Origin of the sequence: Kitasatospora aureofaciens (assembly GCF_019192735.1) — a bacterium.
Taxonomy (GTDB): domain Bacteria; phylum Actinomycetota; class Actinomycetes; order Streptomycetales; family Streptomycetaceae; genus Kitasatospora; species Kitasatospora aureofaciens_A.
This window is the reverse complement of record NZ_JAHTKP010000009.1, coordinates 51,446-75,342: the sequence shown is the minus strand read 5'-3', so window position 1 is coordinate 75,342 and position 23,897 is coordinate 51,446. Positions and strand designations below refer to the sequence as shown.

The window sequence follows — 23,897 nt, the reverse complement described above, 5'->3', positions numbered from 1 at the left end:
CCATGGGCCCTATCGGCCCGCGCGCCGACCGGAGGACGATCGGACGCATGGAGCGCGAGGACCGTGTGGAGACCCTGAGCGAGGCCGAGTGCCTGCGGCTGCTCAGCACCGTGCCCGTCGGGCGCGTGGTGTACACCGAGCACGCGCTGCCGGCCGTGCTGCCGGTCTCCTTCGAGGTCGCGGACGGGCGGCTGCTGCTCGCCGTGCGCCGGGGAAGTACCACCGCGCGCGGGCTTGACGGGACGGTGGTGGCCTTCCAGGCGGACCTGCTGGACCCGGTCACCCGCACCGGGTGGAGCGTCCTGGTGCACGGGCGGGCGAACGTCGTGCGCGATCCCGAGCAGGTGCGGCGGGCACTGCGGTCCGGACTGCGGCCGTGGGTGGGCGATCCGGAGCCGATGTTCGTCGCGCTGGCGCCGGAGCTGGTCAGCGGGCGCCGGCTGCTCCCTGCGGGGCACGGGGTGCTGTGGTCATGACCTTGAGGAGCGCCGGACGCCTGACAGGTACCGGCGAGTAGGCATACGCTGCCGACGTCCTGATCACCGGGCCGCCCGGCCCGTCCCCCTCCAGGAGCGCACCGTGACGAGCTTCGCCTCCCTCGCCGACCTCACCGCCGCCGTCGGCACCGAGCTGGGCACCAGCGAGTGGCACACGATCGAGCAGCGGCAGATCGACCTGTTCGCCGAGGCCACCGGCGACCACCAGTGGATCCACGTGGACCCGGAGCGGGCCAAGGAGAGCCAGTTCGGCTCGACCATCGCGCACGGCTACCTGACCCAGTCGATGATCCCGGTCCTCGCGAAGGAGTGCTACAGCGTCCACGGGGTGCGGATGGCGCTGAACTACGGCTCGGAGAAGGTGCGCTTCCCGGCGCCGGTGCCGGTGGGCACCACGATCCGGGCCACCGCCGAACTGGTCTCGGCCACCGAAGTGCCGGGCGGGGTCCAGGCGGTCGTGCGATTCACGATCACCAGCGCGGAGAGCGCCAAGCCGCATTGCGTCGCGGAGACGATCACCCGCTTCTACGTCTGAGGACGCCTTTCGGCAGCGGGTTGGCCTGTCCCCCGATTAGCCCGCACGAGGCCTTCCATCGGGTCCGGACGACTCACGGGGAGTAATCTCCGACGAGATGGTTGTCGCACCACACCGGGCTTCCCCGCCCGCGGTGCGCGCCCGGCATGCCCGGTAGCCGTGACCGTCCCTGGAGGAGCCTTGCCCCGCCCTGCCCCGTGGTTCTCCCGCCTCGCCGGTCTGAGCTCTCAGCTCGCCCCTCCGCCCACCCACCCGGCCCCCGCACCCGGCCTGGCCGGGCTGCCCCGCGCGGCCTGGCACCGGGTCCGGGCCGAGGCCTTCGGGGCCGAACCCCGCGGCGAACGGCTGGCCCGGATCCACCGCTCGCCCCAGTTCGCGGACGGCGCCTTCCGCAACCCGCTGCCCACCCGCCGCCTGGTCTACGAGCGCACCCCGCTGGAGATCACCCGCGCCCAGCTGACCGGCGACAAGACCCGCCGCGTCCCGGCCGCCGCCGTGCCGGTGCACCGGCTGCTCCCGGCCGACCTGGCCGAGCCGCCCGGCTCCGGCCTCCGGCTGACCTGGCTCGGCCACGCCACCGTGCTCGCCGAGATCGACGGGCGCCGGGTGCTGATCGACCCGGTGTGGGGCGAGCGCTGTTCCCCGTTCGCCTGGACGGGCCCCAAGCGGCTGCACCCGGTGCCGCTGCCGCTGTCCGAACTCGGGCCGGTGGACGTGGTGGTGGTCTCGCACGACCACTACGACCACCTCGACATGGCCACCATCCGCGCCCTCAGTGGGACGGACGCGATGTTCGCCGTCCCGCTCGGGGTCGGCGCGCACCTGGAGCACTGGGGGGTGCCGGCGAGCCGGATCGTCGAGCTGGACTGGTGGGAGTCGGCCGAGGTCGCCGGGCTGACCCTGACCGCCACACCCGCCCGGCACTACTGCAGCCGCGGCCCGCGCACCAGCACGCTGTTCCTGTGGGCGTCCTGGGTGGTGGCGAGCGGCGGGCACCGGATCTTCCACAGCGGGGACACCGGCTACTTCCCCGGCTTCGCCGACATCGGCCGCCGGCTCGGCCCGTTCGACGCGACGATGATGCAGGTCGGCGCCTACAGCGACTTCTGGCCCGAGGTGCACATGACGCCCGAGGAGGGCGTCCGGGCCCACCTGGACCTGGGCGGCGAGCTGCTGCTGCCGATCCACTGGTGCACCTTCAACCTCGCGCCGCACCCCTGGGAGGAACCCGCAGAACGGGTCGTCACGGCGGCCCAGGCCCTGGGCGCCCGGCTCGCCGTGCCCCGACCGGGCAAGCCGTTCGAACCGGTGGACCCGCCGGCACTGCGCCTGTGGTGGCGGGCGGTCGCGGTCGCGGCGCAGGGCATCGAGCCGCTGGTCCAGGACACCCGGGCGCTGGCGGCCCGAGGGGAGCGGGAGCGGGCACGGGAGAGGGATTTCAGCGAACAGATCTCAAAGTCTGTTCGCTGAAGTCTGTCATCTGTTTTCTGTCATCTGTGACCTGTCAGCTGTCCGCTGTCACCGGGGGGCTCCCGCTCGTCCTAGGTCCGGTCCGCCAGCACATCCCGCAGCGCTCGGGCCTCCTTGACCACGCGGCCGGACCCGCCCTTGGCCGCCGTCGCCGTCACTTCCTCGATCGGGCCGCGCGCGCCTGTCCGCCGGGCGCAGTCGGCGGCCAGGGCCACGAGGTCGCCGAGGCCGCGAACGGTCTGATCGCCGGTCAGCAGGGCGGGCAGCGCGGGGGCGAGCACCGACCAGACCGTCCCGTACGCGCCCGTCCCGGCGGCCAGCGCGAGCGCCCGGGAGAGCCGGGTGGGCTTCACCGCGCCGCAGTCGACGAGTGCGCCCAACTCGCGCCCGAGCAGCGCGCCGTCGAGGTGGCCGCGGGCGGCGAGCACGAGCAGGGCATCGACGGCGGCCGTCCGGTCCTCGGTGTGGCGGGCGCCCAGGCCGTACGCGAGGACCAGGTGCAGCGCGAGCCCGGCCGGGCCGCCGGCCTCGGCGAGGACGGGCAGCAGCCGCCCGGCGCCGCGCTCGTCGCGGTCGGCGGCGGAGGCGAACCAGTCGAGCCAGCGGGCGGCCAGCTCCTCCCGGTGCCACGGGAGCATCGCGGCCCAGTGCGCGCTGGGCTGCCAAGTCCAGCGCGTCTGCGCCCGGATCCGGTTCATGCCCGGCTCGGTGCAGTCCAGCAGTGCCACGAACTCACGGGCGAGCCGTTCGCCGCCCGGCCCCTCCGGGCCGGCGTCGATACCGGGCTGGGCGACGGCGACCCGCCGCAGGTCCTCCCACCAGCGCTCGCCGTAGGCGTGGCCGTGCCGGGAGCCGCGGCCGGGCGCGAAGACCACCCGCTCGGACGGCTGGGCGGGCAGGCCGCCGGTGCGCAGCCACGCTGCGGCCCACCGCCCGGCCGGCCTGGTCAGCGCCTCGGCCGCGCGTATCACCTCCCCGCCCACCGTCGGGCCGACCCGCAGCAGGGCGGCGCACAGGTCGGCCTGGCCCGGCGTGACGCCCGCCGCCCGGTAGCCGACCAGCCGCTCGACCAGCACTGCCGCGTCCACCGCGCCGGTCGCGTCGGTGGGTGTGGCCAGCAGGTACGGCGGCCGAGTGGCCGTCACCTGCCAGGCGGCCTCCTCCAGGCGGGCGGCCAGCACATGGCCGTGGACGGTGTTGTTCTGCCCGCGCAGCGGCGAGCGGCCCTTGCCGCCGAGGAAGTCCCAGAGCCGGTGCGGCGGCGCCTGCCCGGCCACCGCCGCCGCAACGTAGAGGACGTCCCGGGGCCCGCAGTCCTGCCAGCGCCCGACCCCGTTCCACGGATACACCCGCAGGACCGGCCCCAGCGCCTCGACGAGCGCCGCCCGGTCGCGATGGGCGTGCCGGACCAGCCCGTCCAGCACGCGCTCGAAGTCCGCCACCTCCGGTTCCTGGGCGGCGAGCAGCGCGGACAGTTCCTCCGCCACCTCCGCCGCCGAGGCGATCGGCGCCCCGAGCGGGCGCGGTTCGGGGACGGGCGGCAGCATCTCGTTCCACCCGGTGTCCGGGTCGTCCCCGCCGACCGGCGCGCCGAACAGCTCGGTGGCGCGCGGGTGGTGGACAAGGTTCAACGCCTCGGCCGCGTAGCGGAGTTCGGGCAGCACCGCGCTCCCGGCCGCCTTGAGGTGACGGGCGACGACGTTCAACGCCCGTTCCTGGACGCCCGAATCCGCGTGCCCGAAGGCTCCGGCCGCGGCGAGCACCACGGCACCGGCCCGCTCGGGCGAGCGCCGGGCCGCCTTCTCCAGCCACCCCAACTGGGCACGCACCAGCTTCTTCTCGGCCCGGAACAGCACCACCGCCGAGGCCTCGCCCAGCAGTTCGAGCTCGATCAAGCCGGCCTCGTCCAGCCCGGCGAGCACCCCCTGGGCGTGCCCGGCGACCGTCGACGGCCCGTCCAGCAGCGCCACCAAGTCCCGCGCGCGGGCGGCGTACTCCTCGGGCGTGGGCGCGAGGGCGAGCAGTACGTCGACGAAGAGCCGCTGGTCGGCGGTCCTGCCGCCACGCAGCAGCCGGGCCAGGCAGCGGTCGATCACGTCCGCGCGGTCCAGCACACCGCCGGCGGCGAGTTCGGCCAGCGCCTCGGCGAAGACGTCCCCCGGCCGCGGGCTGAGCCGCCAGGACAACATCCCGCCGATGTCGGCGAGTTCGAACACGCGAGGCAGCAGCGCCGGAGTGAACGCGTCGGCGCGCAGGTCCTCGGCGAGCGTCGGTCGGGCACCGGAGTGGCGGAACCTGCGCTCCAGCCACTCTCGGACGAACGGCTCGGTCTCCGGCACCGCGCAGCCGGTGCGCCGCACCACGGCCTCGATCAGCGGGTAGAACGACCGGCCCCAGCTCGGCGCCGGCCGGGCCGCGAGCCGGGTGGCCACCTCGATCTGCCACTCCACCGGCTGCGCCTCGACGACCTGGGCCAGCGCGGGGTGCACTGCGCCGCTGCGCCCGCTGAAGTCCCGGCTGCCTATCCACGTGGCGGCCCCGGCCGGACCCACGTGGCAGCCGGCCCCGGCGACCAGCAGGGCGCCCGCGCGCGCGTTCGCGACATTCGACCACTCGCCCCGGATCTCCTGGCGCACCGCCTTCAGCCCGGGCAGACACGCCCGCCGCTGCGCCGGGTCCAACACGGCCACCAGCGCGGGTATCTGCGGCGTGCGCCCCTCCCGGACGGCCTGCAGCAGCGCCTCGACCGGGCCCACCGGCTCCGACGACTCCACCACGCTGCCCGCCACAGGCTCACCCGCCGCCGTGCCCATCGCCGACTCGCCCACCACTATGCCCGTCACCAGTTCCTCGATCGCACTGCCCGTCAGCAGCGCCCCCAGCACGCTGCCCGCCACCGGATTCTCCACCGCGCTCACGCCCCGGCCCCCGTCGCCGTCTCCCGCACGATCCCCACCGCGAGCGCGTGCTTGCACGGCCCGCGCCCGCCGCGGTACTTGGCCCACCACAGGCAGGTGCAGCTCACCCGGCCCGCCTCGTCCGTCCGCACCCGCTGGACATGGTCGTCCACCGTGACGACGGCCGTCGCACCGCCCTCCTCCAGCCGCACCGCGCCCGCCGCCGCCAGGGCCCGCGCGGCCCGCAGCCGCGGGTTCGCGGCCTCGGCCCGCCCGGCGTCGTACGGGAGCTGCCGGTGGAAGTACGCGGCCTCGGCGGTGTCGTAGCCGATCTGCCCGGCCGTCCCGAGCCGGGTGAGCGCGGCCCGCACCCGCTCGGGGGTGAGCCCGGACTGCTCGGCCAGGTCGGCGATGTCGATCCGCGACTCCCAGGCGAGCAGCACCGCGACCAGTTCGGCGTCCTGCTCGGCGGTGCCGGTGGCCAGGGCGCCGAGCACCCCGCCCTCGCCGGAGAAGCCGCGGGAGGCGTCGGGCGAGAGGGTCAGGGTGAGCCGCATCCCCGGCAGCACCACCTCCCACGCGGAGGCCGGCGGCCCCCCTTGCGAAACCGGCCCGTAGACCCGCAGCGCGAGCGCGTGCCGCAGCACCCGCTGGAGCGCCACCAACCGCTCGGGGCCCGGCAGGCAGACCGCGCCCGGCACCGGCCGGGTGGTCGGCCGCAGCGTGCGCCCGGCCGGGACGACCCACCCGACGCTGCTGCGGCCGCCGCGCGGCAGCGAGCGCAGGAAGCGGACCGCCTCGGCGGCGGGCAGCTCGGCCCTCAGGTCGAAGCCGGCGGCGGTGACCTGCGTCTCGGCGAAGCCGCGCACCCAGCGCTCCGGCAGCGGCACCTTCTTCTCCACCAACGGCCCGTCGAAGGTGGTGACCTCCAGCGCGTCCGGCCCGACCGCGAGGTGCAGCGGGTCGGCCGGGCCGATCCGGGTCAGGGCTTCCCGCAGCGGGTTGTTGACGTCCACGTTGGTGGTGCCGTGGCCGATGTCGTCGCCGTCCAGCCCGGCCTGGAGCACGTCGAGCCGGGCGTAGACGCCGCAGCAGCCGGAGAAGGACTCGAAGCGCAGCCGGTCCCCGTTGGCGGTGACCACCGGGTCGAGCGAGGCGCGCAGCTGCGGCTGGTAGTAGCGGGCGGCGGCGACGTCCGCGACGGCGAGCAGCGCGGCGGCGGCCGGCGCCGGGTCGGCCAGGAAGCCCGCGAAGAACCGCGGATTCGCCGCCGCCCCGAGCGGGGTGGCGCCGCCGGAGGTGGCCAGGTCGAGCCGCCGCCCGTCGACGCCGTCGAGGACGGCGGACGGACGCAGATAGGCGTACGCGTGTGCGGATTGCGTCATGCCGAGCACGCTAGGTGAGGGCACTGACAATCCGTCCGACCCCGCCTCAACTGAAACAGGTTCTACACGGAAACGAACACCGAACTGAACCCCGGGAGGGTTACCCAGGTCACACCGCTGCACGGTTGGCTTCTGCCACTATGGGCCCGTGACCGACCTGACCGAACAGGAAAGACGGGCCGCCGACCCCGCCGGCTCGTTCGCCGGACTGCTGGAGATCGAGCGGTTGGACGAGAACACGTTCCGGGGCCGCTGCCACGCCGGGGCGCCGATGCGCGCCTTCGGCGGCCAGGTCGCCGCGCAGGCGCTGACCGCCGCCGGGCGAACCTGCGCCGGCGACCGCGCGGTGCACTCGCTGCACAGCTACTTCCTGCTGCCCGGCGATCCGACCGGGCCGATCCGCTACGAGGTCGACCGGGTCCGCGACGGCATGTCGTACACCACCCGCAGGGTCACGGCGGTGCAGAACGGGAACGCGATCTTCACCCTCTCCGCCTCGTTCAAGCGCCCCGAGCCCGCCGCCGACCGCCACCGTGAGATGCCCCCGGTGCCCGGCCCCGAGGAACTGCCGGACGCGTTCTCGCTCTGGGAGCCCGCCGCCCGCGCCGCCCTCGCCCGCACCGAGGGCTTCCGCGAGCTGGAGCTCCGGTTCGTCCCGCCGGACGCGCCCGGCGTGCCGCCCGCCGTCCCCGGGATGCCGCAGCAGTTCGTCTGGCTGCGCACCGGCTCCCCGCTGCCGGACGGCGACCCGCTGCTGCATGTCTGTGCCCTGACCTACCTGTCCGACCTCACCCTGGCGTCCACCGCCGGGCTGCACGTGCAGCCGAACTTCTTCCAGCGCGTCGAGCCGCCCCGGCTGCTGATGGCCTCGCTGGACCACGCGATGTGGTTCCACCGCCCGTTCCGGGCCGACGAGTGGCTGCTGTTCGCCCAGCGCAGCCCGTCCTCCTCGGACGGCCGGGGGCTGTCGCTCGGCGAGTTCTACGACCGGGACGGCCTCCTGGTCGCCTCCGCCGTCCAGGAAGCGCTGATCCGGGACCGGCGCTGAACGGGACCGACATCGGCGGCGGCCCCGGACGGACCCGGCGGTGACCGCCCGGCGAACGGAGGGGGCCGGTCGGCGTCATACTCCTGAGCGGCCCCGGCCCGTATCATGGTGCGGGTGACCAAGGTTGACCTGTCACCACGGCCGGTGGAGGCGATGTCTCCGCGTCAGCTCGAACGCCGCGAAGGCCTGATCGCGGCGGCGCTCGCCCTGGTGAACGAGATCGGCGTCGAGCGACTGCAGATGAAGCAGGTCTGCGAGCGGTCCGGAGTCGCCCTGGGGACGGCGTACCGCTACTTCTCCTCCAAGGACCACCTCCTGGCGGCGGCGATCGCCGAATGGCACCGCCTGCTGCTGGCCGACCTGGTGGCCGAGCTGCGCGGACCCCGCGCCGGGCTGGGGGCCACCGACCGGGCGGTGCGGTTCGTCCGCGGCGGAATGCGGGCCTACCAGCGGCAGCCCGAACTGGCGCGGCTGCGGGTGGCCGTCGCAGCCTCCACCGACCCCTTCGCCAGCGAGGCCCTGCAGGGCATGGCCCGGGCCGACAGCGCCGCGCTCCAGGCGGCGATGGGCGAGGTGCCGGCCGCCGCGAGCGACCTGGTGCGGCACATCGTCGGCCACGCCTGGCAGGGCGAGCTGACCGCGTGGGTGACCGGCCGCACCACCCTCGGGGACGCCCGGCGGCGGCTGGAGGACGTGGTGCGGCTGGTGCTGACCCCGTACGAGACGCCGTACCCGGCGCCGTACGAGGTCCAGTCCACGGTCTAGGCCGCGGTCTGGACCAGAGCGTCCAGACCAAGGCCTGGGCCACAGGGCCGCTCAGACCACCGTCACCGGGTGGGCCACCACCGCGCCGAACAGGTAGCCCTCGCGGTTGAACACCGCCGTCTCCGGCTGCGTGCTGCCCCGGTGGTCCGTCGTACGGGCCCGCAGCTCGTACGGGCCGGGGCGCTCGGGGAGCCAGTCGAAGGTCCAGCGCGTCCAGTTGTGGGCGCGCGGCTCGTCGCGCAGCTCGGCGCGCCGCCAGGTCCGGCCGCCGTCGGTGCTCACCTCGACCCGGCGCACCGCGGCCGCACCGGACCACGAGCGGCCGTGCAGCCGGTGGGTGCTGTCCGCCTCCAGAACGGCGCCGGCGGCCAGTTCGAAGGCGCTCTTCGGCACCTGGTCGGTCAGCACGGCGCCGCCGCCGGGCGGGTAGTCGGGGCCGAACATCCGGTAGAAGTCGGTGTTCCAGGGCGAGTACAGCGGCCGGTCGGCCACCTCGATCGTGCCGACCCACTTGATCGAGGCGATGCCCACCCAGCCCGGCACCACCAGCCGGGCCGGGGCGCCGTGATCGGGGGTCAGCGGTTCGCCGTTCATCTCGTAGGCGAGCAGCACGTCGTCCAGCGCCTTGGCGAGCGGCAGCGGGCGGCGCACCGGGCCGTAGTCGGTGCCGCCCGCGATGTAGGACGGGTCGAGGCCGGTGGGCAGCACGTCCACCGCGTCCGCGGTCAGTCCGGCCGAGCGCAGCACGTCCGCCAGGCGGACGCCGCGCCAGCTCGCCGAGCCGACGCCGCCGAGCGTCCACGGCGTGCCGGGGACGGACTGCTGCTGCTGGCTCCGGTAGTAGCTGCGGGCGTTGCCCGCGCACTCGATCAGCGAGCTGATCGTGGCGGCGGGCAGGGCCCGGAGGTCGCCGAGGGAGAACTCGACCGGCCGGTCGGCGGTCGGGGCGCCGCTCAGACCGGTGCCGAACAGCTTCAGCCGCCAGGTGCCGGGGTCGATCAGCGGGGTGCTGGTGTGGTTGCGGACGAAGAACCGCTCCACCGGGACGTGCCGGCCGATGCCGGTGCCGCCGTCCGCGTCGCGCAGCGTGTCCCAGCGCATCTCGGCGTTGGTGCCGCGCGGCACGAACCACTCCGCGGGCAGCGGCTTGACGATCCCGGGCACCGGACCGGTCCCGGCGGCGTCGGTCCCGGCGGCGTCGGTCCCGGCGGCTCCGCGGGCAGCGGCGCCGCGGGCAGCGGCAGCGGCGCCGGGGGCTTCATCGGTCTGCTCGGAAGGGGCGTGGTCGTCGGCGGCCATGAGCGGACTCCTTCTCTGCCATGGTAGGCGGTTCGGCGGAGCGCGCCGTCACGGCCGAAGGCGGGGAGCGGAGCCGGACCGGGGCGGCACGCGCGGGCGGGAGCCCCTCTGGCCGGAGGAAGGCCAGGGGGCTCAGCGAGATCTCGAACAGCTCGGACACCACACAAGCGGGCAGACGGCCACCCGGACTGCACGGACGGCGTTCCGCCCGGACGGCCCCACGGCGCGGCGTGCCCCGGTCACGCTTCCGGAGCCTAGGCCCGGGACGGGCGGCGCGCCAGCCTGTCTGCCGAGACCCGGCTTGACCTTCACACCGGTGTGAACTCCTACCGTACGAACGGCCGAAAACCGCACCGACGTACAGGAGCACCCGCCATGCCGTCCACCCCCGTGCCCCCGCTCGCCCGGATCGTCCGCGGCTCCGGCCCCGGCCTGCTGCTCGCCCACGGCGCGGGCGGCAGCGCCCGGGACAACTGGGGCCCGCTGCTGCCCGACCTCGCCGCCCACCGCACGGTCGTCGCCCCCGACTACCCCGGCTCCGGCGACACCCCGTACGAGCCGGGCGAGCCCACCCTCGACGAACTCGCCGACCGGCTGGTCGCGACCGCCGTCGAGGAGGGACTGGACACCTTCGACCTGGCCGGGTACTCGCTCGGCGCCGCCGTCGCCGTCCGGGCCGCGACCCGCCACCCCGAGCGGGTCCGCTCCCTGCTGCTGCTCGCGGGCGTGGCCGGCGGCTCGGCGCGGCTTCGGCTGCTCGCCGGGCTCGCCATCGACCTGGCCGACCGTCCGGCCGACCTCGCCCGGCTGATGCTCACCATGGTGTTCGGCGGGACGTGGGTCGACGCGCTCCGGGCCGGCGAGCTCGCCGTCCTCCAGGAGGCGCTCAACTCCCCCGTCCCGCAGGCCTTCCGCCAGCAGTTCCGGCTCGCCGCCGAGGTGGACGTCCGCGCCGAGCTCGCCGGGATCACGGTGCCCGCCCTGGTCGTCAGCACCACCGAGGACCAGCTCGTGCCGCCCTCCCAGCACCGCTCCCTGGCCGACGGCATCCCCAGCGCCCGCCTCGCCGAACTCCCGTCCGGCCACCTGCCGATGGTCGAGCGGCTGCCCGAACTGCGGGACATCGTCCTGCAGTTCGTCAAGGAACTGGACGCATAGGAAAGTAGACAGGGAACACCCGCACACGGCAGGACGTTCGCCCGGTCATGCGCATCGGAGAAGTCTCCCGCCTGACCGGGGTGTCCACCCGCCTGCTCCGTTACTACGAGGAGCAGGGCCTGCTCAACCCGGCCCGCTCGGCCGGCGGCTACCGCGAGTACGCGGAGGCCGACACCGTCCGGGTCCGGCAGATCCGCAGCCTGCTGGCGGCGGGCCTGTCCACCCGGGTCATCGCCGAGATCCTCCCCTGCGCCACCGGTCCGCTCCCCGCCCTGGAGGCCTGCCCTACCCTGCTCGCCACCCTGCGCGGCGAACTCGCCGATCTCGACACCCGCATCGACGAGCTGACCCGCAGCCGCCAGGCCCTTGCCCGCTACCTCGCCACCGCCCATGCCCCCACGCACGAGTACGCGGCCTGACAGCGCCGGACGCCCGGACACCCGGACACCATCCGCGTGACCCCCCTGACCAGGCACGACGCCCCGCCCCGCCCGGGATGGGGCGTCCCCGTCCCAACCGACGCCCAACCCCCGTCCGGACTTCACCCGTGCGTACCGATCGTTCATTCCGCCCTGCCACCCTCCGTGACATGAACGCCCACCCTCCGGCGCCCTACCAGGAACCGCGCTTCCCGCTCCCCCAGCGCCACCGCCGTCTCCTCGCCTGCGCCGCCGTCCTCGCCTCCATCGCCCTGGGCACCTTCGGCGTCGGCGCCACCGTGGAAACCGTCCAGAACAACACCGTGGCCACCGCCACCGCCGGCAAGTAGCTCATCCGCCCCACCAGCACCGCCGTCCAGCCTCCGGACGCGGTGCTTTCGCATGTCGGCGGCAAGAACGACGCCCCTCAGGCGCGCTGTTGCTCCGCCGGGCGAGAGTGGCGGCCGGTGCCCGGGGCGGGGAGGAGGTTGGGGGCGGGGGCGTAGCGGGCGGCCGGGGGGCGGAGGAGCCAGGACGGCGGGCGGGTTGCGCGGGGGGCCGGGGTGACCAGGCCGAGGCGGTGGAGCAGGTCGAGGGCGTCGCGGCGCAGGGCGGTGCGGTCGGCGAGGTAGTCCCAGCCGGCCGGGAGGCCGTACTCGTCGGCGATGTCGCCGAGGACGCCGTCTATCAGCGCGTCGGGGATCGGCACATCACCCTCGGTGGGCTCACCCGGGAGCGGGCGGACCTCCTCGACCAGCCGCTCGACCAGCAGCATGGCCGCCTGCGGCAACGTGCCCGCGCCCGGCAGGGCGAGGTCCGTCAGTTCGTCCGCCGGGTCCAGCAGGGCGACCCCCTCCGCCCTCAACTCGGCTTCCAGGCCCAGGAAATCGGCGAGCGCCGCCGGCCCGCCGATCCGGTGTTCGCGGAGCCAGGCGCGCTGGTCCTCGGGGAGGTCGGCGGCGAGGACGGCGGGGGTCTCGGCGAGGAGGCGGCGGACGGCGGTGGCGGGTTCGGCGTCGGCGGCGCGGCGGATCAGGTCGGTGGCGTCGTCGGCGAGGGCTGGGGGTCCGGCCGGGACGGCGCGGGCGAGTTCGCGGTCGACGGTGAGCATGGAGGACGCGTCGGCCGGGTCCGCCGGGAGGTCACCGAGCACCTGCCAGTCGGCGAGCGCGGCGAGGGCCATGGCGCGTTCGGCGGGCGCGGCGGCCAGGTCGGGAGCGGCCGCGTGCATGGCGTCGAGCAGCCGCCGGTACGGGAGTTGCTCGGGGGCGTCGACGAGCAGGGCGAGCGCGAGGGCGAGCTGGGCGTAGCCGGCGGGGGTGAACGGGGCGCCGGTGCCGGGGTGTTCGAGGCGGCGGGCGGCGCCGGGGCCGAGGCCGGCCTTGCAGAGCCGGGCGTGCCAGGGGCCGACGACGAGGCGGTAGCCGAGCAGGGTGTCGAAGCGCTCGGTGAGCCAGTCGCGGTGACGGCGGATCAGCGGGAAGCCGTCGGCGTGCGGGCCGGAGGCGGTGACCAGGGGATGCGCGAGCAACAGCCGGGCGGCGATGCGGCGTTCGGCGGTGAGCCGGTCGACGGGGACGTGGTCGGTGCCCGGCTGCTCCTGGGCGGAACGATCCTGCGCGCCGGCCACCGGCCGGGTCCGCTCGGGCTTGCGGTGCTTGCCGGACGTGCCCGGCTTGGCGCCTGAGCGGACGACGGGCAGCGCGGCGGCGTCCCGGCGGGCGCGGCGCGGGCCGCGGGCGGGGCGGGCCTCGCGGGAGCGCCGGACGGCGCCGGCGTGGGCGGTGGGGCCGTGCCACCAGCTGACGTCGGCGTCGGCGGCGGCGTCGGCGGGAATGCCGAAGTGGCGGGCCGGGTAAAGGCCGAAGGAGGCGGTGCAGAGGTCGTCGGCGGTGCCGGGGGCGGCGGCGGCGAACCAGTGGGCGAGCCGGAGCAGGCCCGGGTCGGGCGAAAGGGCCGGGAGGCCCGACAGAACGGCGGCCGCCTGCTCCTGCGGTCCGTCAGACCGGGTGGCGGCAGCGGGTACGGACGCCACGACGGGTACGGCGAGGACGGCGTCGGGGGTCCCCCGCCCCGCCCCGCCCGTGCGCCCGTCCGGCCTGCCGGCGGCCACCCGGGTGGTGCCGGTCGCGTACTCCTGCTGCTCCATGTCGGGAACCAGACTAGACGGTGGCCGCGTCCCCCGGTGGCAGCAACCGGGCCTCCCGGCCAAGTAACCGGCCGTCCTCCGGTAGCGCGCCGACGGCCCCGGGCGCGCCGCCGGGCCGTCATCGGCCGGGCGCCGCCGGGGTTACGCACGGGTAACCCCGCCTTCCGCCGCGCGGACCGGTCGCCTAGGGTGCGACGGCAGGCTCACAGCCATCCCCCCTCGCCCCCGGAGGTCAGCCGCCCGATGAGCATCCGTACGACCACCCGTGCCGTCCTCGGCGCGCGCCTGCGCCCGGCCGGCGGCCTGCGCTCGGCCACCGGTCTGCTGGGCGGCTTCGCGGCCGCCTCGGCGGCTCATCTGGGCGCGATCCTGTCCGGCACCTCGGCGCTCCGGCACGCCACCAAGCCCGCCCTGATGCCGCTGCTGGCCGCCCACAGCGTCACGGCCGCGGCGACGGCGGAGCGGGAGGCGCCGAAGCTGCTGGCGCCGGCGCTGCTGCTGAGCGCGGGCGGGGACGTGCTGCTGCAGCTGAAGAACGACACCGCGTTCCTGGCCGGGATGGGCTCCTTCGCGGCGGCGCACGTGTGTTACGTGACGATGTTCGTCCGACGCGGCGCGCTCACCGACCGCAAGCGCGCCCTGGTCGTGGCGGCGGCGTACGCAACGGCCTGGGCGGGAATGATCGGGCAGCTCTGGCCGGACCTCGGGGACCTCCAGGTGCCGGTGGCGGGGTACAGCCTGCTGCTCGCCTCCACCGCCGTCACCTCGGCCGGGCTGGGCTGGCGGACGGGCCTGGGCGGGGCGCTGTTCCTGCTCTCGGACACGCTGATCGCCACCCAGCTGGCGAAGTGGCGGGAGCTGCCGGGGCATCAGTTCTGGATCATGGCGACGTACATCCTGGCCCAGTACCTGCTGGCCAGCGGCACCCTGGAAGCCGAGCAGCAGCGGGCCTGACCACACGTCCGCCGGGCACCCACCCGGCCACACGTCCGCGCCGCCGGCCCTGGTCGGCCCGGCGGCGCGGAGGACACGCACGCGAAGCGGTGGCGCGAAGGCCCATCAGGCACCACGCCGCCGCAGCAGCCAGAACCCGCCGACGCCGCCCGCGACGAGCGCGAGGCCGCCGGCCAGCTCCCCCGGGTTGGCCGCGACCGAGCCGCCGAGGCCGGTGTGGACGGCACCGTGCGGGGCGACCTGATAGCTCTCGGCACCGGACTGGCCGAGCGAGCCGGCCCACTCCCCCGCCGCCTTGCCCCAGTCGCCGAGGCCCTTGTCCGGGGTGGAGACCGCGACGGTGGTGACCGTGACCGAGGTGGAGAAGGCACCGCCATCGGGGCAGGTGCCGTCGACCTTGCTGTCCCCGGCATGCTGGCCGGCCAGGCGGGCGGAGCCGGTGTGCTTGCCGTCCGAGCCCAGGGTGAGAGTGGCCGGGCCGCCCTCGAAGGCGGCGGAGTGGGCGGTGATGGTCTTGGCCTCGGGCTTGTCCGACTTCTCGCAGGAGACCGTGACCTTCACGGTCTGGCCCGCTTCGGCGTGGGACGGGCTGACCGAGGCCGCGCCGTCCCTGGCAATCGCGAGGGGGGCTGTCAGGCCGGTCAGCACCGTCGCGCCGATCAGGGCGGCGGCGGCCGTACGCATGGGGCGCATACCGGAACCTCCGGGATTCTCGGGCGCAGCCGGGGACTCCGACGTCCACGTGGTCGAACCACTGCGCCCGGTCTCTCACCGACGGTAAGCACGGCCCCCGCGCCCGGCCACCGCTCAGGACCGTTCGAGTTACGGCCCGTCACGCACCGTGACTCACAGGTCGAGGTCCACCACGACCGGGGCGTGGTCGGACGTGCCCTTGCCCTTGCGGGCCTCGCGGTCGACGTAGCTGTCGGTGACGGCGTCGGCGAAGGGCTTGTTGGCGTAGGTGAGGTCGATCCGCATGCCCCGGTTCTTCGGGAAGGCCAGCTGGCGGTAGTCCCAATAGGTGTACGGGTGGTCGTACTTGAGCGGGCGGGGCACCACGTCGTGCAGGCCCACCTCGCCGAGGGCGTCCAGCGCGGCCCGTTCCAGCGGGGTGACGTGGGTGAGGCCCTCGAAGGCGGCGACGTCGTAGACGTCCTCGTCGGTGGGGGCGATGTTGAAGTCCCCGAGGACGGCGTACGGGCGTGGGCCGGCGGCGTCCTCGGCGGAGGCCTTGCGCAGCGCCTCCAGCCACTCCAGCTTGTAGCGGTAGTGGGCGTGGCCGACCTCGCGGCCGTTGGGCACGTAGACGGACCAGACCCGGACCGGGCCGCAGGTGGCGGCGATGGCCCGGGGCTCGACGACGGGCAACATCGCGTCGTCGGCGAGGAAGCCGGGCTGGCCGGGCAGGTCGCGGACGACGTCGTCGAGGCCGAGCCGGGAGACGATCGCGACGCCGTTCCAGCGGCCGGTGCCGTGGGCGGCCGTCTCGTAGCCGAGCGCGCGGACCTCCTCGTACGGGAAGGCGTCGGCCGCGCACTTGAGCTCCTGGAGGCAGAGCACGTCGGGCTTGGCGCTCTCCAGCCACTCCAGGAGCTTGGGCAGCCGCGCGGTGACGGAGTTGATGTTCCAGGTGGCGATGCGGACGGTCACGGCGGGCGGCCTTCCCGGGTGGTTCGGACGAGGGGTTCGGACAAGTGGCGGACGAGGGGTGGGCACCCGCCAGGGATGCCCACCCCGAATCTACCGCCGAGGACCGACAGAGCCCGCCGCGAGAGAGCCGTCTCAGTCCGAGGGCCGGACCACCGCGGCCGCGCCGCCGCCCCGGCGGACGGGTTCGGCGGCGGCCACCCAGCGCCCGTCCGGCAGCCGTTCGACGCCGGTCGCGGCGCCGATCTCGTCGACGCTGCTGAAGCTGTGCCCCAGCCCCTCCAGCGCCGACCGCTCGGGCAGCGCGAGGAAGCCCGGCTCGGCCTGGGTGGCGGCCGTGTTGCGCTGGCTGGCGCGCGGCGCGGCGATCGCCTGCTCCAGGCTCAGCCCGCGGTCGAGGCGGCCGAGCAGCACCTGCAGGGTGGTGGTGATGATGGTCGCGCCGCCGGGGCTGCCGGTCGCGAGCAGCGGCTCCCCGTCGCGCAGCACGATGGTCGGCGACATCGAGGAGCGCGGGCGCTTGCCGGGCCCGGGCAGGTTGGGGTCGGGCACGCCGGCGGCGAGCGGGGCGAAGTCGAAGTCGGTCAGTTCGTTGTTGAGCAGGAAGCCGCGGCCGGGGACGGTGATTCCGCTGCCGCCGGTCTGCTCGATGGACAGGGTGTAGGCGACGACGTTGCCCCAGCGGTCGGCCACGGTGAGGTGGGTGGTGTTCTGGCCCTCGTAGGACTCCGGGACGGCCTGGCCGGTGTCGGCGCAGTCCGCCGGGTGGCGCGGGTCGCCGGGGGCGAGCGGGCTGGTGAGGGCGCGGTCGGGGCTGATCAGGCAGGCCCGGGAGGCGGCGTAGCGGGGCGAGAGCAGCTCGCGGGTGGGGACGTCGGAGTAGTGCGGGTCGCCGACCCAGCGGTTGCGGTCGGCGAAGGCGATCCGGGAGGCCTCCAGGAAGTGGTGGTAGTACTGCGTGCTGCTGTAGTCGCCGAGGTCCCCGTCCTCCAGGATGCCGAGCGCCTCGCCGACGGTCGTGCCGCCGGAGCTGGACGGGGCGATCGAGTAGACGTCGTAGTCGCGGTAGGCCACGTGGGTGGGGGCCTGCGGGCGGACCTGGTAGGCGGCGAGGTCGGCGGTGTCGACCTTGCCGGGGCGGGCGGTGCGGCCGGAGGCGGGGTCGACCGGCGGGCGCTGGAGGGTGTTGACGACGTCCCGGCCGATGTCGCCCTGGTAGAAGGCCTTGATGCCGTCCTTGCCGAGTTGCCGGTAGGTGGCGGCGAGGTCGGGGTTGCGCAGGAGCGAGCCGGCCTCGGGGAGCTTGCCGCCGGGCAGGAAGAGCTTGGCGGTGTCGGGGAAGTCCTTGAAGCGGCTGTAGTTGTCCCGGGTCATGCCGCGGAAGGTGGCGTTGACGACGAAGCCGTCGTCGGCGATCCGCTCGGCGGGGGCGAGGTTCTCGGCGAGCGAGCGGCTGCCCCACTCGCGGAGGGCGGCGTCCCAGGTGGCCGCGGTGCCGGGGACGCCGACGGACAGGCCGCTGGTGACGGCGTCGGGGAAGGCGAGCGGCTTGCCGTTCTCCAGGAAGAGCCCGGCGTCGGCGGTCCGGCCGGCCTTCTCCCGGCCGTCGATGGTGTGGACCCGGCCGGTGGCGTGGTCGTAGTAGACGAAGTACCCGCCGCCGCCGATGCCGGAGGAGTACGGCTCGGTGACGCCCAGGGCGGCCGCGGCGGCGACGGCCGCGTCCACCGCGTTCCCGCCCGCGCGGAGCACCTCGATCCCGGCGGCGGTGGCGTCGGCGGAGACGGTGGACACCGCCCCGCCCCAGCCCACCGCCTCGGGCACCTTGGGCGGCGGGGCCGCCGCCCCGGCCGGCCCGGCGGAGGACCAGATCAGGGCTGTGACGAGCAGCAGCGGTGGCGCGAGACGGGGCAGAGCTCTCATCCGAGTCCTCCTGAGTCGACGTCAACTCCGTTCTTTCACAGGAGGCATGATCCCGACAACCACATCGCACGGCTACCAACCGGTAGTTGACCCGACGGAACCCTTCGGGGAGATCGCCGAAGGGGTGGCTCCGCGGCCGGAACCACCCCTGTCCCGACCGGCGTTACAGCGCGCTGCGCTCCACCCGGCGGCGCTTGATCGTGCGGAACCGCCGGGCCACCTGCCGGGCCAGGTCGGCGGCGCCGACCAGGCCGGCCTCGTTGCCCAGGGCGGCGTGCACGATGGTGGCCTCGGGGCGGAAGCCGCGGCCGGTGAGGGTGCGGCGGAAGGTGTCCCGGGCCGGGCCGAGCAGCAGGTCGCCGGCCTCCGAGACACCGCCGCCGATCACGAAGCGGCCGGGGTCGAGCGCGGCGGCCAGGTTGGCGATGCCGACGCCGAGCCAGGTGCCGACCTCGTACAGCAGCTCGGTGGCGGTCGGGTCGCCGGCCCGGGCGGCGTCGGTGACCAGCGGGCCGGTGATGCCCTCGACGGTGCCGCCGGCCCGGGCGAGCAGCGGCTGCACCACCGGCGACTCCTCGGCGACGAGCTCGCGGGCGTCGCGCACCAGCGCGTTGCCCGAGGAGTACTGCTCCCAGCAGCCGCGGTTGCCGCACGGGCAGCGGTGGCCGCCGGGCACCACCTGCATGTGCCCGAACTCGCCCGCCAGGCCGTACTTGCCGCGGTCGACGTAGCCGTCGCGGACGACGGCGCCGCCGATGCCGGTGCCGAGGGTGAGCATCACCATGTGGTCCTCGCCGCGCCCGGCGCCGAAGCGCCACTCGGCCCAGGCGGCGGCGTTGGCGTCGTTCTCGACGATCACCGGGAACCGCAGCCGCTCGCTGAGCGCCTGCTGGAGCGGCTCGTTGCGCCAGTTGAGGTGGGGGGCGAAGAGCACCTTGGACCGCTCGGCGTCCACCCAGCCGGCCGCGCCGACGCCGACGGCGTGGACGTCGTGCCGGTCGGCCAGCTCCAGCACCAGCTCGACGATGACGTCCTCGACGACCTGGGCGCTCTTGCTCTTGTGAGGAGTGTCGGTGCGCAGCTTCTCCAGCACCTTGCCCTCGCCGTCGACGACGCCGGCGACGACCTTGGTGCCGCCGATGTCGACACCGATGGTGGGCAGCCGCAGTATCCCGGCGGGCAGGGCGCGGCGGCGGCGCTCGGCGCGCGGGCCGAGGCCGAGCAAGGTGGGCAGGACGGCCGGCCGGGTGCTGCCTTGGGGGCTGGTCACGGCTGCGGACGCTCCTCACGGGGTTCGGCGGTGGTGGTCGGTCCGGTGACGGCCGGACCGGTGACGGCCGGACCGGTGACGGCCGGCCGGGCGAGCTCGTGCGAGAGTTCGGCGAGGTCGGAGCCGCCGGCCATCTCGGTGGTGAGCTGTTCCAGGCCGATCTCGTCGCGCGGGTGGCTGCCGGCCATCCGGCCCCGCTTGAGCAGGGTGAAGTGGTCGCCGACCAGGTACGCGTGGTGCGGGTTGTGGGTGATCAGGACGACCCCGAGCCCGGCGTCGCGGGCGGCGGTGACGTACTTGAGCACCACGCCGGACTGCTTGACGCCGAGCGCGGCGGTGGGCTCGTCCAGGATGAGCACCCTGGCGCCGAAGTGGACGGCCCGGGCGATCGCCACGCACTGGCGCTGGCCGCCGGAGAGGGTGCCGATCGGCCGGTCGACGTCGTGCAGGTCGATGCCCATCCGGGCGAGCGCCTCGCGGGTGGTGGCGCGCATGGCGTCGGCGTCCAGGCGCAGCCCGCCCCAGCGGCGGTGGCCCTGCTCGGAGCCGAGGAAGAAGTTCCGCCAGACCGGCATCAACGGGACGACGGCGAGGTCCTGGTAGACGGTGGCGATGCCGCGGTCGAGGGCCTGGCGCGGGGAGTCGAACCGGACCTCCTCGCCGCCGACGGTGTAGCTGCCCTCGTCGTGGTGGTGCAGCCCGGAGATGATCTTGATCAGCGTCGACTTGCCGGCACCGTTGTCGCCCAGCACGCAGCTGATCTCACCGGCCCGCAGGGTCAGCGAGACGTCCTGCAGGGCACGGACGGTGCCGTAGCTCTTGCCGACGCCCTCTAGGGCGAGCAGTTCGTTGTTCATCGCGTCGTTGTTCATCGCGTCGTTGTTCATCGCGGCCCCCGCTCGGCCCGGCGCTTGACGAAGGCGTTCAGCAGGGCGGCGAGCAGCAGCATCGCGCCGAGGAAGAACTTGAACCAGTCCGGGTTCCACTGGGCGTAGATGATCCCCTTGCTGGCCATGCCGAAGATCAGCGCGCCGAGCGCGGAACCGACCACCGAGCCGTAGCCGCCGGTGATCAGGCAGCCGCCGATGACGGCCGCGACGATGTAGATCAGCTCGTTGCCGACGCCCTCGCCGGACTGCACGGTGTCGAAGGAGAACAGCAGGTGCTGGCCGAGCACCCAGGCGCCGAAGCCCACGCCGAGGTAGAGCGCGGTCTTCGTCCGCGCGACCGGGACGCCGACGGCCCGCGCCGCCGCCGCGTCGCCGCCGACGGCGAAGATCCAGTTGCCGAAGCGGGTGCGCAGCAGCACCCAGGTGCCGACGGCGAGCAGGCCGAGCCACCACCAGACGGTGGCCTTGATGGTCAGCCCGCCGACGGTGACCTCCGAGGCGAACAGCCAGCGGCAGGAGGCGAATCCCTGCATGTCCGAGATCGGCTTGGTGGAGACGGTGCCCGAAACGAGCTTGGTGACGCCGAGGTTGGCGCCGGTCAGCATCAGGAAGGTGCCGAGGGTGACGATGAAGCTGGGCAGCCTGGTGCGGCCGAGCATCCAGCCGTTGAACCAGCCGACCGCCAACGTGACGGCGAGCGAGACGACGACGCCGACCCAGGTCACCGCGGTGAACTGGTAGGAGACCATCGACGAGGTCAGCGCGGCGGTGGTGACCAGCACCCCGGCCGACAGGTCGAACTCGCCGCCGATCATCAGCAGCGAGACCGGCACGGCCATGATCCCGATGGTGGACGCGGCGTAGAGCACGGTGCCCAGCGAGGAGACCCGCAGGAAGGGTTCGGCGACGGCCGCGAAGACCAGGAAGACGACGGCGGCCGCGATCAGGGCGCCGAGTTCGGGCCGGGCCAGGAGCCGGCGCAGGGCGGCCGGCCGGTCCTGGACGAGGGCGTCCTGGACGAGGGCGTCCTGGGCGAGGAGGTCGGGGGTGCTCACCTGGTCCCCCTCGCGACGTACTCGGCGAGGGCGTCGGCGTTGTCCTTGGTGAGGATCTGCGGACCGGTCGCCACCGGCTTGCCGCCGCCGAGCATGTCGAGGTTGGAGCGGTGGAGCCAGAGCAGGTCGACGCCCTCGTAGCCCTGGAGGTAGGGCTGCTGGTCGACGGCGAAGCCGACGCTGCCGGACTTCAGCCCGGCGACCACCTGCGGTCCCAGGTCGAAGGTGTCGAGCTCGATCGCGCGGTGGGCGTCCTGGACGGCCTGGAGCCCGGTGGCCGCCATCGGGCCGGAGAGGGTGAGCACGGTGTCGATGGCCGGGTCGGCTTGGAGCTTGGCGGAGATCGCGGCCCGGGCGTCGGGCATGTTGACGCCGTCCACGTAGACCACCTGGAAGGCGCCGCCGGCCAGTCCGGAGCCAGCCTGGGCGCCGGAGCAGCGCTGCTCCTGGCCGACGTTGCCCTGCTCGTGGATGACGCAGAGCACGTTCTTGCGGCCGCGGTTCGCCAGTTCGGTCCCGGCCGCCTGGCCGGCGGTGGTCTCGTCCTGGCCGATGTGGGTGAGCGCGCCGAACTTGGCGGAGTACTCCTGGCCGGAGTTGATCGTGATCACGGGGATGCCGGCGGCCTTGGCCTTGCCGAGGACATCGGCCATGGCGTCGCCCTTGGCGAGGGTGACCAGCAGGCCGTCGACCTTCTGGTCGATGGCGGCCTGGACGAGCTGGACCTGGTTCTGGGTCTGCGCGTCGTTGGAGTACAGGAAGGTGATGTTGTCCTTGGCGGCGGCCTGCTCGGCGCCCTTGCGCACGCCGTCCCAGAAGGCGTCGCCGGCGCCGGCGTGGGTCACCATCGCGACCTTCCAGCGCGGAGTGGTGACGGCGCGGCCGCCGGCGGCCGCGGCCTTGGCGCGGGCCTCCTCGGCGCGTCTGCCTCCGGTACTGCTGCAGCCGGCCACGGCGACCACCATCGCCAGGGCAGCGAGGGCGGGCCGGAACCGGCGGGACGGGCGAAAGCGGGTTGTGCTCATCCCATGATTCTCTCTGCACGGGTGGCGCGGACTTGCACCGCCTCGCCCGGCGGCGGGGGCGGCGCGGACGGTAAGGTGCCTCGGGGGACCTTCCTGAACGTTCGCTGGACACCCCGTCCGGATGACGGCCGTCCGGGTGGCACACTAGGCGCCGACCCGAAAGCGGAACAGCACGGAAACGTGATGTTCCTCTCAGGTTCCGCACAGATTCGGACGGCAACCGATCGCCGGTTCATTGCCGTCCAATGCCATTGGAGTGCGCGCGGGCGAGTGGGGCCCGGGCGGCTTGCGATCCGGATACGAGAACACATGCAACTGACAGGTACGCCCTTCTTCCTCCTCACGGTCCTCCTCGTACCGGTGTCCATCGCGGTCGCGCTGGTCCTCTGGAGCAAGGTGCGCGGGCCGCAGCCGGTGCAGATCCTGTCCCGGCTGGTCATGATCGTGTTCTGCCAGATCACGGCCGTCCTGATGGTCTTCGTGATGGTGAACAACGCGAACCTGATCTACGGCAACTGGGACGACCTGCTGGGCACCGGTGACCACGTCCGCGCGGTGCCCACCGTGCCGAAGGACGACCAGCCGGCCGGGGAGGGCAAGCCGGGCAGCGGGGACGCCAAGGCCCCGGCCAAGGTGCTGCAGCAGTTCGGCGGTGTGGGCGACCCGGCCGTGCCGGGCGACGTCCAGAAGACCGACCTCAAGGGCCAGGTGTCCGGCGTCGACGGCGAGGTGCTGGTCTGGCTGCCGCCGCAGTACAACGACCCGGCGTTCAAGGACAAGAAGTTCCCGGTCGTCGAGCTGATCCCGGGCTACCCGGGCTCGTCCTCCACCTGGTACGGCACCCTCAAGGTGTCCGAGCAGCTGAAGCCGCTGATGCAGCAGGGCAAGGTCGCCCCGTTCATCCTGGTCTCGCCGCGCACCCTGCTGCTCGGCAACCACCAGGACGCCGGCTGCACCGACATCCCCGGCAAGGTCAACGCCGACGCCTGGGTCACCCGGGACGTGCCGCAGATGATCCTGGACAACTTCCGCGCCGACCCGTCCGCGGACCGCTGGGCGATCGCCGGCTACTCGGCCGGCGCGCACTGCGCGGCCAAGCTGTCGCTCGCCCACCCGAACCGCTACCGCGCGGCGATCAGCCTCTCCGGCTACAACGACCCGGCGGCCGAGAAGGACTCGCTGGTCGGCAGGGACGCCAAGCTGCGCGAGGCCAACAACCCGATCACCATCCTGAAGACCGCCCAGCAGCCGCCCAAGGTCGCGATGTACATCAGCGGCAAGAAGGGCGACGGCCTGGAGGACGCGCAGGCGCTCGCCGCCGCGGCCAAGGCCCCGACCACCATCCAGGTCCAGGAGACCACCGGGCCGCACTCCACCGAGCTGTGGAAGGGCATGGTGCCGAGCATCTTCGAGTGGCTGACCGGGATCATCCCGGCGCAGTAGCCCGACCGCGGAAAGGGCCCGCCGCGGACGTCCGCGGCGGGCCCTTTGGCGTATCTCTTGGGCGGATC

Annotated in this window: 21 protein-coding genes; 10 read left to right on the top strand and 11 right to left on the bottom strand. The window is 74.4% G+C overall.

The features are described 5' to 3' along the window. Positions 1 to 47 precede the first annotated feature (47 nt). The 3 genes from KV557_RS12245 to KV557_RS12235 all read left to right on the top strand — a co-directional run bounded on the left by KV557_RS12245 (position 48) and on the right by KV557_RS12235 (position 2,502). The gene (locus KV557_RS12245; RefSeq protein ID WP_218199880.1) at positions 48 to 476 is read left to right on the top strand and encodes a pyridoxamine 5'-phosphate oxidase family protein; all 429 of its coding nucleotides are present in this window, start codon (positions 48 to 50) and stop codon (positions 474 to 476) included. A gap of 103 nt (positions 477 to 579) precedes the next feature. After that, positions 580 to 1,032: a MaoC family dehydratase gene (locus tag KV557_RS12240; RefSeq protein ID WP_218199879.1), complete on the top strand. Its 453-nt coding sequence runs from the start codon at positions 580 to 582 to the stop codon at positions 1,030 to 1,032. Positions 1,033 to 1,302: 270 nt separating this feature from the next. Then, positions 1,303 to 2,502 carry an MBL fold metallo-hydrolase gene (locus tag KV557_RS12235; protein WP_218199996.1) on the top strand — a complete coding sequence of 400 codons (1,200 nt, stop codon included), beginning with the start codon at positions 1,303 to 1,305 and terminating at the stop codon, positions 2,500 to 2,502. A gap of 71 nt (positions 2,503 to 2,573) precedes the next feature. Here the strand turns inward: KV557_RS12235 and KV557_RS12230 are convergent, their stop codons facing one another. Both KV557_RS12230 and KV557_RS12225 read right to left on the bottom strand, forming a co-directional pair. Beyond that, positions 2,574 to 5,420 (bottom strand): DUF7824 domain-containing protein, encoded by a 2,847-nt coding sequence (locus KV557_RS12230; RefSeq protein WP_218199878.1) that lies wholly within the window; start codon positions 5,418 to 5,420, stop codon positions 2,574 to 2,576. Beyond that, the gene (locus KV557_RS12225; protein ID WP_218199877.1) at positions 5,417 to 6,784 is read right to left on the bottom strand and encodes an SWIM zinc finger family protein; all 1,368 of its coding nucleotides are present in this window, start codon (positions 6,782 to 6,784) and stop codon (positions 5,417 to 5,419) included. The genes KV557_RS12230 and KV557_RS12225 overlap by 4 nt, the downstream gene beginning before the upstream one ends. A gap of 148 nt (positions 6,785 to 6,932) precedes the next feature. Between KV557_RS12225 and KV557_RS12220 the strand changes: the two genes are divergently transcribed. Together KV557_RS12220 and KV557_RS12215 are read left to right on the top strand one after the other, a co-directional pair. Continuing rightward, complete coding sequence (locus KV557_RS12220; RefSeq protein ID WP_308129867.1) at positions 6,933 to 7,832, top strand: acyl-CoA thioesterase; 900 nt, start codon at positions 6,933 to 6,935, stop codon at positions 7,830 to 7,832. A 114-nt stretch (positions 7,833 to 7,946) separates the two neighbouring features. Beyond that, positions 7,947 to 8,597, top strand: a complete 651-nt coding sequence (locus KV557_RS12215; protein WP_218199876.1) for a TetR/AcrR family transcriptional regulator — start codon at positions 7,947 to 7,949, stop codon at positions 8,595 to 8,597. A 51-nt stretch (positions 8,598 to 8,648) separates the two neighbouring features. Here the strand turns inward: KV557_RS12215 and KV557_RS12210 are convergent, their stop codons facing one another. Then, entirely contained in the window at positions 8,649 to 9,896 is a 1,248-nt protein-coding gene (locus tag KV557_RS12210; RefSeq protein WP_218199875.1) for a sulfite oxidase, read from the bottom strand. Between the two features lie 375 nt (positions 9,897 to 10,271). Between KV557_RS12210 and KV557_RS12205 the strand changes: the two genes are divergently transcribed. The 3 genes from KV557_RS12205 (at position 10,272) to KV557_RS12195 (ending at position 11,823) form a co-directional block, all read left to right on the top strand. Then, the gene (locus KV557_RS12205; protein WP_218199874.1) at positions 10,272 to 11,054 is read left to right on the top strand and encodes an alpha/beta fold hydrolase; all 783 of its coding nucleotides are present in this window, start codon (positions 10,272 to 10,274) and stop codon (positions 11,052 to 11,054) included. 47 nt (positions 11,055 to 11,101) lie between these two features. After that, entirely contained in the window at positions 11,102 to 11,473 is a 372-nt protein-coding gene (locus tag KV557_RS12200; RefSeq protein ID WP_218199873.1) for a MerR family transcriptional regulator, read from the top strand. Positions 11,474 to 11,643: 170 nt separating this feature from the next. After that, positions 11,644 to 11,823, top strand: coding sequence for a hypothetical protein (locus KV557_RS12195; RefSeq protein WP_218199872.1), 180 nt, complete (start codon positions 11,644 to 11,646; stop codon positions 11,821 to 11,823). A gap of 77 nt (positions 11,824 to 11,900) precedes the next feature. Here the strand turns inward: KV557_RS12195 and KV557_RS12190 are convergent, their stop codons facing one another. Then, complete coding sequence (locus KV557_RS12190; RefSeq protein WP_218199871.1) at positions 11,901 to 13,622, bottom strand: DUF2398 family protein; 1,722 nt, start codon at positions 13,620 to 13,622, stop codon at positions 11,901 to 11,903. 243 nt (positions 13,623 to 13,865) lie between these two features. On the opposite strand from KV557_RS12190, the gene KV557_RS12185 reads away from it, so the two are divergent. Beyond that, positions 13,866 to 14,576 (top strand): lysoplasmalogenase, encoded by a 711-nt coding sequence (locus KV557_RS12185; protein ID WP_256177291.1) that lies wholly within the window; start codon positions 13,866 to 13,868, stop codon positions 14,574 to 14,576. Positions 14,577 to 14,681: 105 nt separating this feature from the next. Here the strand turns inward: KV557_RS12185 and KV557_RS12180 are convergent, their stop codons facing one another. The 7 genes from KV557_RS12180 to KV557_RS12150 form a co-directional block, all read right to left on the bottom strand. Next, positions 14,682 to 15,269 carry a hypothetical protein gene (locus KV557_RS12180; RefSeq protein ID WP_218199870.1) on the bottom strand — a complete coding sequence of 196 codons (588 nt, stop codon included), beginning with the start codon at positions 15,267 to 15,269 and terminating at the stop codon, positions 14,682 to 14,684. A gap of 153 nt (positions 15,270 to 15,422) precedes the next feature. Continuing rightward, a complete protein-coding gene (locus KV557_RS12175) occupies positions 15,423 to 16,226 on the bottom strand; it encodes an exodeoxyribonuclease III (protein ID WP_218199869.1) in 804 nt (267 codons plus the stop codon). A gap of 132 nt (positions 16,227 to 16,358) precedes the next feature. Next, positions 16,359 to 18,146, bottom strand: coding sequence for a gamma-glutamyltransferase (gene ggt / locus KV557_RS12170; RefSeq protein WP_218199868.1), 1,788 nt, complete (start codon positions 18,144 to 18,146; stop codon positions 16,359 to 16,361). 163 nt (positions 18,147 to 18,309) lie between these two features. Next, the gene (locus tag KV557_RS12165; RefSeq protein WP_218199867.1) at positions 18,310 to 19,416 is read right to left on the bottom strand and encodes an ROK family glucokinase; all 1,107 of its coding nucleotides are present in this window, start codon (positions 19,414 to 19,416) and stop codon (positions 18,310 to 18,312) included. Continuing rightward, positions 19,413 to 20,303, bottom strand: coding sequence for an ATP-binding cassette domain-containing protein (locus KV557_RS12160; RefSeq protein WP_256177290.1), 891 nt, complete (start codon positions 20,301 to 20,303; stop codon positions 19,413 to 19,415). The genes KV557_RS12165 and KV557_RS12160 overlap by 4 nt, the downstream gene beginning before the upstream one ends. After that, a complete protein-coding gene (locus KV557_RS12155; protein ID WP_256177311.1) occupies positions 20,300 to 21,289 on the bottom strand; it encodes an ABC transporter permease in 990 nt (329 codons plus the stop codon). Before KV557_RS12155 ends, KV557_RS12160 begins: the two co-directional genes overlap by 4 nt. A 68-nt stretch (positions 21,290 to 21,357) precedes the next feature. Next, on the bottom strand, positions 21,358 to 22,386 hold the full coding sequence (locus KV557_RS12150) for a substrate-binding domain-containing protein (protein ID WP_218199865.1): 1,029 nt from the start codon (positions 22,384 to 22,386) through the stop codon (positions 21,358 to 21,360). Positions 22,387 to 22,695: 309 nt separating this feature from the next. Here KV557_RS12150 and KV557_RS12145 point away from each other — a divergent pair, with 309 nt between their 5' ends. Beyond that, the gene (locus KV557_RS12145) at positions 22,696 to 23,829 is read left to right on the top strand and encodes an alpha/beta hydrolase (RefSeq protein WP_218199864.1); all 1,134 of its coding nucleotides are present in this window, start codon (positions 22,696 to 22,698) and stop codon (positions 23,827 to 23,829) included. Positions 23,830 to 23,897 lie beyond the last annotated feature (68 nt).